This window comes from Stenotrophomonas riyadhensis (genome assembly GCF_040256885.1).
Lineage (GTDB): Bacteria > Pseudomonadota > Gammaproteobacteria > Xanthomonadales > Xanthomonadaceae > Stenotrophomonas > Stenotrophomonas riyadhensis.
Genome location: NZ_CP155568.1, coordinates 2,166,597 through 2,178,713, shown reverse-complemented (window position 1 = coordinate 2,178,713; position 12,117 = coordinate 2,166,597). Strand labels below are relative to the sequence as shown.

Annotated in this window: 14 protein-coding genes; all 14 read left to right on the top strand. The window is 67.8% G+C overall.

All coding sequences use genetic code 11. The features are described 5' to 3' along the window. Window positions 1-3 precede the first annotated feature (3 nt). The 14 genes from SriyCCGPB3_RS10255 to fliO all read left to right on the top strand — a co-directional run bounded on the left by SriyCCGPB3_RS10255 (window position 4) and on the right by fliO (window position 12,116). Window positions 4-381: a response regulator gene (locus SriyCCGPB3_RS10255; RefSeq protein ID WP_010485922.1), complete on the top strand. Its 378-nt coding sequence runs from the start codon at window positions 4-6 to the stop codon at window positions 379-381. Further along, the gene (locus SriyCCGPB3_RS10250) at window positions 378-1,883 is read left to right on the top strand and encodes a sigma-54 dependent transcriptional regulator (RefSeq protein ID WP_350260260.1); all 1,506 of its coding nucleotides are present in this window, start codon (window positions 378-380) and stop codon (window positions 1,881-1,883) included. Before SriyCCGPB3_RS10255 ends, SriyCCGPB3_RS10250 begins: the two co-directional genes overlap by 4 nt. 185 nt (window positions 1,884-2,068) lie before the next feature. Next, window positions 2,069-2,488: a hypothetical protein gene (locus SriyCCGPB3_RS10245; protein ID WP_350260259.1), complete on the top strand. Its 420-nt coding sequence runs from the start codon at window positions 2,069-2,071 to the stop codon at window positions 2,486-2,488. A gap of 510 nt (window positions 2,489-2,998) precedes the next feature. Then, entirely contained in the window at window positions 2,999-3,364 is a 366-nt protein-coding gene (gene fliE / locus SriyCCGPB3_RS10240; RefSeq protein WP_005409552.1) for a flagellar hook-basal body complex protein FliE, read from the top strand. A gap of 13 nt (window positions 3,365-3,377) precedes the next feature. After that, the gene (fliF, locus tag SriyCCGPB3_RS10235; protein ID WP_110712222.1) at window positions 3,378-5,024 is read left to right on the top strand and encodes a flagellar basal-body MS-ring/collar protein FliF; all 1,647 of its coding nucleotides are present in this window, start codon (window positions 3,378-3,380) and stop codon (window positions 5,022-5,024) included. 7 nt (window positions 5,025-5,031) lie between these two features. After that, window positions 5,032-6,018: a flagellar motor switch protein FliG gene (fliG, locus tag SriyCCGPB3_RS10230; protein ID WP_024958226.1), complete on the top strand. Its 987-nt coding sequence runs from the start codon at window positions 5,032-5,034 to the stop codon at window positions 6,016-6,018. Then, window positions 6,015-6,656, top strand: a complete 642-nt coding sequence (locus tag SriyCCGPB3_RS10225; protein WP_164162383.1) for a FliH/SctL family protein — start codon at window positions 6,015-6,017, stop codon at window positions 6,654-6,656. Before fliG ends, SriyCCGPB3_RS10225 begins: the two co-directional genes overlap by 4 nt. Continuing rightward, entirely contained in the window at window positions 6,653-8,038 is a 1,386-nt protein-coding gene (locus tag SriyCCGPB3_RS10220) for a FliI/YscN family ATPase (protein ID WP_088435729.1), read from the top strand. The genes SriyCCGPB3_RS10225 and SriyCCGPB3_RS10220 overlap by 4 nt, the downstream gene beginning before the upstream one ends. Before the next feature lie 3 nt (window positions 8,039-8,041). Beyond that, window positions 8,042-8,509, top strand: coding sequence for a flagellar export protein FliJ (fliJ, locus tag SriyCCGPB3_RS10215; RefSeq protein ID WP_110712220.1), 468 nt, complete (start codon window positions 8,042-8,044; stop codon window positions 8,507-8,509). Continuing rightward, window positions 8,509-9,645: a flagellar hook-length control protein FliK gene (locus SriyCCGPB3_RS10210; protein WP_164162382.1), complete on the top strand. Its 1,137-nt coding sequence runs from the start codon at window positions 8,509-8,511 to the stop codon at window positions 9,643-9,645. The genes fliJ and SriyCCGPB3_RS10210 overlap by 1 nt, the downstream gene beginning before the upstream one ends. A gap of 192 nt (window positions 9,646-9,837) precedes the next feature. Next, the gene (locus SriyCCGPB3_RS10205; RefSeq protein ID WP_164162381.1) at window positions 9,838-10,353 is read left to right on the top strand and encodes a flagellar basal body-associated FliL family protein; all 516 of its coding nucleotides are present in this window, start codon (window positions 9,838-9,840) and stop codon (window positions 10,351-10,353) included. 10 nt (window positions 10,354-10,363) lie between these two features. Continuing rightward, window positions 10,364-11,368 carry a flagellar motor switch protein FliM gene (gene fliM, locus SriyCCGPB3_RS10200; protein WP_049431106.1) on the top strand — a complete coding sequence of 335 codons (1,005 nt, stop codon included), beginning with the start codon at window positions 10,364-10,366 and terminating at the stop codon, window positions 11,366-11,368. Next, window positions 11,365-11,700, top strand: coding sequence for a flagellar motor switch protein FliN (fliN, locus tag SriyCCGPB3_RS10195; protein ID WP_005409543.1), 336 nt, complete (start codon window positions 11,365-11,367; stop codon window positions 11,698-11,700). The genes fliM and fliN overlap by 4 nt, the downstream gene beginning before the upstream one ends. Further along, window positions 11,697-12,116 carry a flagellar biosynthetic protein FliO gene (gene fliO, locus SriyCCGPB3_RS10190; protein WP_433963292.1) on the top strand — a complete coding sequence of 140 codons (420 nt, stop codon included), beginning with the start codon at window positions 11,697-11,699 and terminating at the stop codon, window positions 12,114-12,116. Before fliN ends, fliO begins: the two co-directional genes overlap by 4 nt. Window position 12,117: the final 1 nt, after the last annotated feature.

Below are 12,117 nucleotides of genomic sequence, written 5' to 3'. Positions count from 1 at the left end.
GACATGAACAAGCTCACGGTCCTGCTGGTCGATGACCACGAGGGCTTCATCAACGCGGCGATGCGCCATTTCCGCAAGATCGACTGGCTGCAGATCGTCGGCAGCGCCGGCAACGGCCTGGAAGCGATCGAACGCTCGGAAACGCTGCGCCCGCAGGTGGTGCTGATGGACCTGGCAATGCCGGAAATGGGCGGCCTGCAGGCCACCCGCCTGATCAAGTCGCAGGACGATGCACCGTACATCGTGATCGCCAGCCACTTCGACGACGCCGAACACCGCGAACACGCGCTGCGTGCCGGCGCCGACAATTTTGTCAGCAAGCTGTCCTACATCCAGGAAGTCATGCCGATCCTGGAAGGCCTCAGGGAGGATCGATCGTGAGCGAATCGCGCATCCTGGTGCTGGACAACGACGCCGTGCGTGCCGAGCGCACCGTTGCCCTGCTGGAATTCATGGACTTCAACCCGCGTTGGGTTTCCGACGCGGCCGACTTCGACCTGGGCCGCCAGCGCCAGAACGACTGGATGGCGGTGATCGTCGGCACTCTGGACGACAACGCTGCCAGCACCGCACTGTACAACTGGCTGGGCGGCAGCAGCCTGCCGCCGCCGGTACTGCTGGCCGACGGTGATGCCGCAGCCTTTGCCCACCAGCACGGCCTGCACGAAGCCAACATCTGGCCGTTGGAAACCCCGCTGCGCCATGCGCAGATGGAAGCCCTGCTGCGCCGCGCCAGCCTCAAGCGCCTGGATGCCGAGCACCAGGCCGGCGCCGCGCAGGACCAGGGCCCGACCGGCAACGGCCCGGCGGTGACCGAACTACGCACCATGATCGAACAGGTGGCCGCATTCGACACCACCGTGCTGGTGCTGGGCGAATCCGGTACCGGCAAGGAAGTGGTGTCGCGCGCGATCCACCAGCGCTCGCCGCGCCGTGATGGCCCGTTCGTGGCGATCAACTGCGGCGCCATTCCGGCCGACCTGCTGGAAAGCGAACTGTTCGGCCACGAAAAGGGTGCCTTCACTGGCGCACTGACCGCGCGCAAGGGTCGTTTCGAAATGGCCGAAGGCGGTACCCTGCTGCTGGACGAAATCGGCGACATGAGCCTGCCGATGCAGGTGAAGCTGCTGCGTGTGCTGCAGGAGCGCAGCTTCGAGCGCGTCGGTGGCAACCAGACCATCCGCTGCAACGTGCGCGTCGTTGCAGCGACCCACCGCGACCTGGAAACCCGTATTGCCGAAGGCAAGTTCCGCGAGGACCTGTTCTACCGCCTCAATGTGTTCCCGATCGACGTGCCCGCCCTGCGCGAGCGTCGCGAAGACCTGCCGGCACTGGTCGAAACCATTGCCGCGCAGCTGGCCCGTACCGGCCGTGGCGAAGTGCGCTTCACTCCGGAAGCCCTGCAGGCACTGGCCGGCTACGAGTGGCCGGGCAACGTGCGTGAGCTGACCAACCTGGTCGAGCGCCTGGCGGTGCTGCATCCGGGCGGTTCGGTGCGCGTGCAGGACCTGCCGGCCCGCTACCGTGGCGACGCTGCACTGGCAGCGGTGGCCGCATCGGCACCGGTACAGCCGACGGCGAGCGAAGAACGCCTGGACCTGCGCAGCTTCTCGTTCCACACCCCGGGCGGCGGCAGCCAACCGGCACTGGAGCACGGCATTGCCGTCAATCGCGCCGCAGCACCGGCGGCGCTACCCGATGAAGGCATGGACCTGCGCAACCACATGGCCAACATCGAACTGGGCCTGATCAACGAAGCACTGGAACGCACCCAGGGCGTCGTCGCCCACGCCGCCCAACTGCTCGGCCTGCGCCGAACCACCCTGGTGGAAAAGCTGCGCAAGTACGGCATCGAACGCGAGCAGGCCGAACTGGCCGGCTGAAGCTCGCGACCAGCATGAAGGGGGCACGAACGCCTGGGCTTGCCCGGGCGTTGGTGTTTCCAGTACCTGGGGTCAGATCCCTTTCCTGCGGAAAGGAATCTGGCCCCATTGCATTTGCACGTTTTCCTAAAGACATCACCGCCGCAGTGCGGAGCATGGCAAGGACATCCCAAGGAGCTCCGACCATGCATCGCCTCACCCTGCTCGCCGCCCTGCTCTGCCCGGCCCTGGCCACCGCCGCCGCCGACTGCACCCTGCCCACCACACTGGACCAGCGCCAGTTCACCAACCTCAGCGACCCGCTGTACCAGCCAGATAATCCGAATGCCGGACGCATGGTCCAGCTCAGCTTCGCCGGCAACCAGTACGTGCTGGACATCCTCGGCACCGATCTGCGCATCGGCGGCAGCTACCGCTACCAGCGCCTGGCCCCGCACATCGCCGAGATCCAGATGACCGAAGCCCACCCTGCCGGCCCTACCCACTACACCCTGCTGCTGACCTGCCAGACCGACCACCAGGGCCGTTTCATCTACACCCAGCACGACGGCCCCATCGCACCCCGCCAGCGCCAGAATTCCGGCCGATGGACCCTGCAGCCATAGGCCAGAAAACCGACGCCAGTTAAATGGCGCCTCGCCGACGCCTCGTCCACACATGACCATGGGGTCAGAGCCCGTTGCGCAGCAACGGGATACGACTCCAGAAGAGCCGTGTCGACCAAGGTCGACACCCACCAAGAGCAGCCCATGCAATTCCGACAGATCGCGGGAAACTGTCGAAGGCGGGGTGGGTCCGGTTGCGGGGGTGTCCGCGGCATGGATGCCGCGGCCAAGCCCCCAGGGACGGGTTTACGGCGTCCCCCGCAACCGGACCCATCCCGCCACCCCACGGATAGCCAGCTTCTGCCGTTGCTTCGGCTTCGGCTTCGGCTTCGGCTTCGGCCGTTGCCGCTGATGTTGCCGGCCAGCGGCCGACACTACCGCGGGGAGCGGGGTGCAACCCCGCACGCACACCCAACCTCCTCACTTCACTGAATCGAAAACCGGTTTCGGCACGGCACTTGCACCTGCTCCAGCAGACAACCCCATCCCCTGTTTCTGGAACCGTTGCAGATGTCCCACTCCGTCACTTCGATCCTTTCGCAGATCCGCTCCTATCAGACCCAGATGGGACAGCCGGCGCTCAACCCGCTGGGCGAAACGCCGCGCAGCAATGCCCTGCCGGGCACGGTGCTGGACGCACCGCAGGCCCAGCCGGCCAGCTTCACCGAAACCCTGCGTGGTGCGATTGCCGGCGTCAACGACGCGCAACAGAAATCCGGCGCCCTCGCCAAGGCCTTCGAAATGGGCGACCCCAGCGCCGACCTGGCCAAGGTGATGGTCGCCTCGCAGCAGTCCCAGATCGCCTTCCGCGCCACCGTGGAAGTCCGCAACCGTCTCGTCCAGGCTTACCAGGACGTGATGAACATGCCGCTGTAAGGAACGTTGACGCATGGCACTGACGCTCTCCAAGGACAGCCTGAACGCCGAGAAGGCCGGGCAATGGTTCGACCGCCTGCAGAGTCTGCAGATCACCCGTCGGCTGGGCCTGATGGCGATGATCGCGGTGGCGGTGGCGGCAGGCCTGTCCGTGTTCTTCTGGTCGCAGAAGCCCGGCATGGTCCCGCTGTATACCGGCCTGGACCAGAAGGCGACCGCTGAAGCGACCGACCTGCTGCGCGCCGCGCAGATCCCGTTCGCCCTCGACCCGGCCACCGGTGGCATCACCGTGCCGGAAAAGAACCTGCACGACGCCCGCCTGAAGCTGGCCGGCTCCGGCCTGACCGACAGCGGCAAGCTCGGCTTCGAGCTGATGGAGCGCGACCCGGGCTTCGGCGTCAGCCAGTTCGTGGAAAGCGCGCGCTACCAGCATGCGTTGGAAACCGAGCTGTCGCGCACCATCAACACGCTGCGCCCGGTGCGCGATTCGCGCGTGCACCTGGCCATTCCCAAGCCCAGCGCCTTCACCCGGCAGCGTGACGTGGCCAGCGCCTCGGTCACCCTGGAACTGCGTGGCGGCCAGCAGCTGGAACGCAGCCAGGTGGACGCCATCGTGCACATGGTCGCGGCCAGCATTCCGGACCTCGCTCCGGAACGCGTGACCGTGGTCGACCAGAGCGGGCGCATGCTCAGCATCACCGACCCGAACAGCGAGGCGGCGGTCAACGCGGCCCAGTTCGAGCAGGTGCGCCGCCAGGAAACCTCGTTCAACCAGCGCATCCGCGAGCTGCTGGAACCGATGACCGGCCCCGGCCGCGTCAATCCGGAAGTGAGCGTGGACATGGACTTCTCGGTGACCGAGGAAGCCCGTGAGCTCTACAACGGTGAACCGCAGAAGCTGCGCAGCGAGCAGATGAGCGAGAACACCACCAGCACGCCGGGCCCGCAGGGCGTGCCGGGCGCGACCAGCAACAGCCCGCCGGGCCAGCAGGCCGCGCCGGCCACTGCGCAGGCCCCGACCGAAAGCAGCAAGAACGCGACCCGCAACTACGAGCTGGACCGCACGCTGCAGCACACTCGCCAGCCGGCCGGCCGCATCAAGCGCGTCTCGGTGGCGGTGCTGGTGGACAACGTGCCGCGCGCCGGCGCCAACGGCAAGATGAGCCCGCAGCCGCTGTCGGCTGCCGAACTGACCCGCGTCGAAGCGCTGGTCAAGCAGGCCGTCGGCTTCAATGCCGAGCGTGGCGACACCGTGTCGGTGATGAACGCCCCGTTCGTGCGCGAGATCACGCCCGAAGAAGGCCCGGCCTGGTGGGAACTGCCGTGGGTGCACGATGCCGGCCGCATGCTGCTTGGCGCGGTGGTGGTGCTGGCGCTGCTGTTCGGCGTGCTGCGCCCGGCCCTGCGTGCGATCACTGGCCAGAACAAGAAGGACGACCCGCAGGCACTGGAACCGCATACCGCGGACGTGCAGCTGGTCGATGACGATGGCATGCCACTGCCGGCGCTCGGCGCCGACCGGGCCAGCCTGGGCGGGCCGGATGCGCTGGCCCTGCCGGTGGATTCATATGAGGAACGACTGCGGATGGCGCGTGAAGCCGTGAAGACCGACTCCAAGCGCGTGGCCCAGGTGGTCAAGGGTTGGGTGGCCAATGACTGAGGCGCCACTGACCGGTGTGCAGCGCGCGGCTGTGCTGCTGCTGTCCCTGGGTGAGCTGGACGCAGCCGAAGTGCTGCGCCACATGGAACCCAAGGAAGTGCAGAAGATCGGCATCGCCATGGCCACCATGACCGACATCACCCGCGAACAGGTGGAACGGGTGATGGACCAGTTCGGCCAGGAACTGGGCTCGAAGACCTCGCTGGGCGTGGGCTCCGACGACTACATCCGCAACATGCTGGTGCAGGCGCTGGGCAGCGAGAAGGCCGGCAACCTGATCGACCGCATCCTGCTCGGCCGCAACACCACCGGCCTGGACGCACTGAAGTGGATGGACCCGCGTGCGGTGGCCGATCTGGTGCGCAACGAGCACCCGCAGATCATCGCCATCGTGATGGCGCACCTGGAAACCGACCAGGCCGCCGACGCGCTGAAACTGCTGCCGGACCGTACCCGCGTGGACGTGCTGCTGCGCATCGCCACCCTCGACGGCATTCCGCCGAATGCGCTGAATGAACTCAACGAGATCATGGAGCGCCAGTTCGCCGGCAACCAGAACCTGAAGTCGTCCAACATTGGCGGCGTGCAGTGCGCGGCCAACATCCTGAACTTCATGGACAGCGGCCAGGACCAGGCGATCCTGGGCGAAATCGCGCGCATCGATGCGCCGTTGAGCAACCGCATCCAGGACCTGATGTTCGTGTTCGACGACCTGGTCGACCTCGACGACCGCGAAATGCAGCTGGTGCTGCGCGAAGTGAGCGGCGAGCGCCTGGGCCTGGCCCTGCGCGGCGCCGACATCAAGGTGCGCGACAAGATCACCCGCAACATGTCGCAGCGCGCGGCGGAAATCCTGCTGGAAGACATGGAAGCCCGCGGCCCGGTGCGCTTGTCCGACGTGGAAGGCGCGCAGCGCGAGATCCTGGCCATCGTCAAGCGCATGGCCGATGAAGGCACCGTCACCATTGGTGGCAGCGCGGAGGCCATGCTGTGAGCAACGTCGTGCGCTGGCTTGCCCCGGACCTGCTGGCCCAGCCCGAACCGGCGCTGGAGCAGGAGGATGCGTTCGAGCTCACCGAGCCGGACCCGGAACACGACCCCGAACCGCCGCTGCAACTGCCGACCCTGGAGGAGATCCAGGCGATCCAGGACAGCGCTGAGAAGGAAGGCTTCCAGCACGGCCATGCCGAAGGCTATGGCCAGGGCCAGGCCGAAGTGCGCCGCCTCGCTGCGCAGATCGAAGGCATCCTCGACAACTTCAGCCGACCACTGGTGCGGCTGGAGAACGAAGTGGTCGGCGCACTGGGCGAGCTGGCGGTGCGCATCGCCGGCGCGCTGGTCGGCCGCGCCTATGAAGCTGACCCGGCACTGCTGGCGCAGCTGGTCGGTGAAGCGATTGACGCGGTGGGTGGCAGCACCCGGGAAGTGGAAGTGCGGCTGCACCCGGATGACATCGCCGCCCTCGCCCCGTTGCTGAGCCTGCCGCCGCAACAGCGCCTGGTGCCCGATACCAGCCTGAGCCGTGGCGATCTTCGCGTGCACGCCGAAGCGGTGCGCATCGACGGCACCTTGGAAGCCCGCCTGCGCGGCGCGCTGGACGCGGTGATCCGCCAGACCGGAGCCAATGCATGACCCCCGATCCACAGCCGACGCCGCCACCGGCCGACTGGGCCATGGCCCGCAACCTGCGCCTGGCCCGTCGCCTCGATGGCCTGCGTGTGGATACCGCCCATGGCCGCGGCCTGATCCGCGAAGGCGTACTGCGCCGCGCGGTCGGCCTGACCCTGGAAGCCGTCGGCTGCGAGGCGCCCCTCGGCGCCAGCTGCAAGGTGGAAGTGGTTGATGGTGGCTGGGTCGATGCCGAAGTGGTCGGCTTCGCCGGCGAGCGCACCTACCTGATGCCCAGCGCAGAGCTGCATGGCCTGTTGCCCAATGCGCGGGTGGTGCCATCGGCGCGCCGCGGTGGCGTGGAAGTGGGCGAAGGCCTGCTTGGCCGCGTCATCGACAGCGACGGCGTGCCGCTGGATGGCAAGGGCCCGATCCGCGCCGAAGGCCACGTCGGCATGGCCGGCGTGTCGATCAATCCGCTTGCGCGCGAACCCATTACCCAGCCGCTGGACGTGGGCGTGCGCGCGATCAACGCGCTGCTGCCGATCGGCCGCGGCCAGCGCGTCGGCCTGTTCGCCGGTTCCGGCGTCGGCAAGTCGACGCTGCTGGGCATGATGACCCGCTACACCGCTGCGGACGTGATCGTGGTCGGCCTGATCGGTGAACGTGGCCGCGAAGTGCGCGATTTCGTCGAGACCACGCTGGGCGAAGAAGGCCTGCGCCGCGCCGTGGTGGTCGCCAGCCCCGCCGACCGTCCGCCGCTGGCGCGCCTGCACGGCGCCTACCGTGCCACCGCCATCGCCGAGTGGTTCCGCGACCAGGGCCTGAACGTGCTGCTGCTGATGGACTCACTGACCCGCTTCGCCCAGGCGCAGCGCGAGATCGGCCTGTCGGTGGGCGAACCGCCGACCACCCGCGGCTACCCGCCGTCGGTGTTCGCCAAGCTGCCGGCACTGGTCGAACGCGCCGGCAATGGTGCCAAGGGCCGCGGCTCGATCACCGCGTTCTACACCGTGCTGACCGAAGGCGACGATCCGCAGGATCCGATTGCCGATGCGGCGCGCGCGATCCTCGACGGCCACATCCTGCTGTCGCGGCGCGTGGCCGACAGTGGCCTGTACCCGGCCATCGACGTTGAATCGTCGGTCAGCCGCGTGGTCACGGAAATCGCCGACGAACCGTGGCGCCTGCGCATCCGCAAGCTGAAGCGGCTGGTCTCGGCCTACTCGGCCAACCGCGATCTGATCGCCATCGGTGCCTACCAGCGCGGCAACGACGCGGCCACCGACGAAGCCCTGGAACGCTGGCCGGAAATCATGGAGTTCCTCGGCCAGGACGTTGCCAAGGCCGCAGATCTCCCGCACAGCCAGGCGGCACTGCAGCGCCTGGTGGAACAAGAGAGTTAAGCCATGAACCAGTCCAAGCGCATCGATCCCCTGCTCAAGCGGGCCCAGGAACACGAGGACGCGGTTGCCCGCGACCTTGCCGAACGCCAGCGCGTGCTCGACACCCATCTATCGCGACTGGACGAACTGCGCCGCTACGCCGAGGAGTACGCCAACGCCCAGATGGCGGCGACCAGTCCGGCGCAGCTGCTGAACCGGCGTGCCTTCCTCGACCGCCTCGACAGCGCGGTGGAGCAGCAGCAGCGCACCGTGGATGGCAACCGCGAAAAAGTGGAAGCCGAGCGCGCGCGGCTGATCCTGGCCAGCCGTGACAAGGCCGTGCTGGAACAGCTGGCTGCCAGCTACCGCGCACAGGAAAAGGTGGTGACCGACCGCCGTGACCAGCGCGAGATGGATGACATTGGCGCGCGTCGCGCACGACTGGTGCAGGCCGAAGACCAGGACGGCACCGAGCAGGGAGGCCGCTCGTGATGCCTACCCCATTGGCCGGCAGTGCCAACGCGCAGCCACAGAATTCCGGCAGCAGCGCAACGCGCGCGCCACGCGGTGACGGCAGCAAAGAGTTCAGCCAGCTGCTGCAGGGGGGCGCCACGGGCGCCGATGCGCCTGCCAAGCCGTCGAGTACGCCGACGCCGTCCACGCAGAGTCCAGCGTCCGACAGCAACGGCCAGGCCGGCGCCGATCGCAGGCCGGACAGCGCTGCCGCCCCCGACGAGCCCGCCGCCACGGTGCCCGCAGCACCGGCCAAGCCGGTTGCCGAAAAGGACACCCCGGCCGCGAGCGAGGAAGCCCCTTGGCCACCGCTCGGCCTGGCCGGGCTGGTGCTGGCGATACCGGCGCCTGCCGATCCTGCCAGCGCTCTGCCAGCCGCGGCAGTGACGGCCAGCGACGCAGGCGGCAACGCCCTGCCCGCGCCCGCTGCAGCGCCGGTCGCAGCGGCCCTGCCGTCCACCGCGGCGGCGGCCACATCGTCCACCGCCAGCAGCGGCAGCGACCAGGCGGCCACGCTGCCGTTGCCTGAGATGGTGCTGCCCGGGAAGCACAGCGAACGTGGCGAAGGCAGCGACGCATCCCTCATCGGCGACCGCGCCACGGCGCCGCTGCTGCATGCGCCGGGCAACGCGGCCGTGCAGGATCTGAAGGCCGCGCTGGCCACCGGCAATGCCATCTTCAATGGCGAGCCAACGCCGAAGCCGGTGCTCGGTGACGATGGTTTCGACCAGGCCATCGGTGCGCGCCTGGGCTGGCTGGCCGACCAGAAGATCGGCCACGCCCACATCCGGCTGAGTCCGGATGACATGGGCCCGGTGGATGTTCGCCTGCAGTTGAACGGCGACAAGGTGCATGCCAGCTTCAGCAGTCCGCACGTGGAGGTGCGCCAGGCATTGGAAAGCAGTCTGCCACGCCTGCGTGAACTGCTGGGCGAACAGGGTTTCCAGCTGGCCCACGCCGATGTTGGCCACCAGGGCCCCGGTGGTGACGGCAATGCGTCGGGCCAGGCCGGTCGTGGCGGCATCGCGGGTGACGGAGAACCGTCGCCGGGTGACACCAGCGTGTCGTCCACTCAGTTGATCCGCCAGCGCGGGCTGCTGGACGCGTACGCCTGACAGACGTGCCAACCAAGGTTGGCACCCACCAGAGCGGGACGGTTGGCACCTACCAGTATCGCGTTGGTGGGTGCGGAGCTTGCTCCGCACGGCCCCACCGGCACCCCGACGGAATTCCGTCGCCCCCCTCTGCCCCGGCTCCGGCACACCCCTTGCATATCCCGGTGAAGCAACCCTCAGGAGCTTCACCTCGTGGCCGCAGCCGCTGACAAAACCAAGAAGACCGCCGAGAAGGACAAGACCGCCAAGCCGCGTAGTCCGATCCTGATCACCGCATTGGTGGCCGTGCTGGCCGCCGCTGCCGCCGGTGGCGGCGTCTGGTTCTTCACCCAGTCCAAGCACGAAGACAAGGCCGCGCAGGCCCCGAAGAAGACCACGACCCCGGCACCGGCCCAGTACTTCGCGCTGGACCCGGCCTTCGTGGTCAATCTCAACGGCCCGGTCGACGGCCCGCGCTACCTGCAGCTGGAAGTGCAGCTGATGACCCGCGACCCGGCCGCACTGGAAGCGATCAAGACGCATGCCCCGGCCATCCGCGCACGCCTGCTGATGCTGTTCTCGCAGGTTAGCCCCGACCAGATCGCCGACATCGCCGGCAAGCAGAAGCTGCAGGCCGCTTCGCTGGCCGAAGTGCAGAAAGTGCTCAAGGCCGAGACCGGCAGCAACGGCGCCGACGATCTGCTGTTCACCAGCTTCGTGACCCAGTAAGGGCCCACCGATGAATGACCTGCTGTCCCAGGATGAGATCGATGCCCTGCTCCACGGCGTGGACAGTGGCGCGGTCGAAACCGATCCGGAGCCGCCGTCAGGCGAGGCGCGTTCCTACGACTTCGCCAGCCAGGACCGCATCATCCGCGGTCGCATGCCGACCCTGGAAATGGTCCACGAGCGCTTCGCGCGCCTGTGGCGGATCGGCCTGTTCAACCTGATCCGCCGCTCGGCCGAGCTGTCGGTGCGCGGCATCGAGCTGATCAAGTTCAACGACTACATGCACTCGCTGTATGTGCCGACCAACCTGAACCTGATCCGCTTCAAGCCACTGCGCGGCACCGGCCTGATCGTGTTCGAGCCGACCCTGGTGTTCGCCATCGTCGACAACTTCTTCGGCGGCGACGGGCGCTACCCGACCCGCATCGAAGGCCGCGAGTTCACCGCCACCGAAATGCGGGTGATCCACCTGCTGCTGAAGCAGACCTTCGCCGACCTGCGCGAGGCCTGGGCACCGGTGATGGACGTCGACTTCGAGTACATCAACTCGGAGATCAACCCGCACTTCGCCAACATCGTGACGCCGCGCGAGTACGTGGTGGTGTGCCGCCTGCACGTCGAGCTCGACGGCGGTGGCGGCGACATCCACGTGACCCTGCCGTACTCGATGCTGGAGCCGATCCGCGAACTGCTCGACGCCGGCATCCAGAGCGACCGCAATGATCGCGACGAGAGCTGGGGCCAGACCCTGCGCGAACAGCTCAACATCGCTGAGGTGACCCTGTCCAGCGTGCTGGCCAGCAAGCGCATGACGCTGCGTGACCTGACCCAGCTGAAGGTCGGCGACATCCTGCCGATCGAGCTCAGCCCGCAGGTGCCGCTGTGCGTGGAGAACATCCCGGTGTTCACCGGCGAGTTCGGCATCGCCAACGGCATGAACGCCGTGAAGATCACTGCTACCCATCCGCCGGGCACCCGCCCGCGCGTACCCGTCATCCAGGAAGACCCGCAATGAACGATATCGACGCCCTCGAACCCACCCCGGCCCAGTTCAGCAGCCTGCAGGCCGATGAGGCGAACGGTCCGGACCTGAACCTGGACGTGATCCTTGACGTGCCGGTGACGCTGTCGCTGGAAGTCGGTCGCGCCCGCCTGCCGATCCGCAACCTGCTGCAGCTCAACCAGGGCTCGGTGGTGGAACTGGAACGCGGCGCCGGCGAATCGCTGGATGTTTTCGTCAACGGGACCCTGATCGCCCACGGCGAGGTGGTGGTGATCAACGACCGCTTCGGCGTGCGCCTGACCGACGTGGTCAGCCCGAGCGAGCGGATCCGGAGACTGCGTTGAGCCTGCTGGCCTCCACACTGCTGGCGGTCGGCAAGACCGTCGCTCCGGTCGGCCCGCAGATCGGCCAGCACGCAGCCGCCGCGCCGAGCCTGTTCGGTGCGGTGCTGGCGTTGCTGGCAGTGCTGGCGCTGGTCATCGGCCTCGGCTGGCTGCTCAAGCGCCTGCCCGGCAGCGGCTTCCGCCCGGCCGAAGGCATGAAGGTGGTCGCCAGCCTGAGTGTCGGTGCCAAGGAGCGCGTGGTGGTGGTCGAGGTCAATGGCCAGCAGCTGCTGCTGGGCGTCACCGCTGGCGGCATCAACACCCTGCACACCCTGCCCGAACCGCTGCCGCCGCCCGCGCCGGTGCGCGTGCCGGACTTCAAGAATCTTCCGAATTTCGCCCAGCTGCTTCAACAGCGGCTGCGCAAGGACCCCTGAC

Bases quoted from the DNA above. Each gene is read 5' to 3' on its own strand.
- SriyCCGPB3_RS10255 (WP_010485922.1), top strand. From the start codon at position 4: ATGAACAAGCTCACGGTCCTGCTGGTCGATGACCACGAGGGCTTCATC.
- SriyCCGPB3_RS10245 (WP_350260259.1), top strand. From the start codon at position 2,069: ATGCATCGCCTCACCCTGCTCGCCGCCCTGCTCTGCCCGGCCCTGGCC.
- fliE (WP_005409552.1), top strand. From the start codon at position 2,999: ATGTCCCACTCCGTCACTTCGATCCTTTCGCAGATCCGCTCCTATCAG.
- fliF (WP_110712222.1), top strand. From the start codon at position 3,378: ATGGCACTGACGCTCTCCAAGGACAGCCTGAACGCCGAGAAGGCCGGG.
- SriyCCGPB3_RS10220 (WP_088435729.1), top strand. From the start codon at position 6,653: ATGACCCCCGATCCACAGCCGACGCCGCCACCGGCCGACTGGGCCATG.
- fliJ (WP_110712220.1), top strand. From the start codon at position 8,042: ATGAACCAGTCCAAGCGCATCGATCCCCTGCTCAAGCGGGCCCAGGAA.
- SriyCCGPB3_RS10210 (WP_164162382.1), top strand. From the start codon at position 8,509: ATGCCTACCCCATTGGCCGGCAGTGCCAACGCGCAGCCACAGAATTCC.
- fliM (WP_049431106.1), top strand. From the start codon at position 10,364: ATGAATGACCTGCTGTCCCAGGATGAGATCGATGCCCTGCTCCACGGC.
- fliN (WP_005409543.1), top strand. From the start codon at position 11,365: ATGAACGATATCGACGCCCTCGAACCCACCCCGGCCCAGTTCAGCAGC.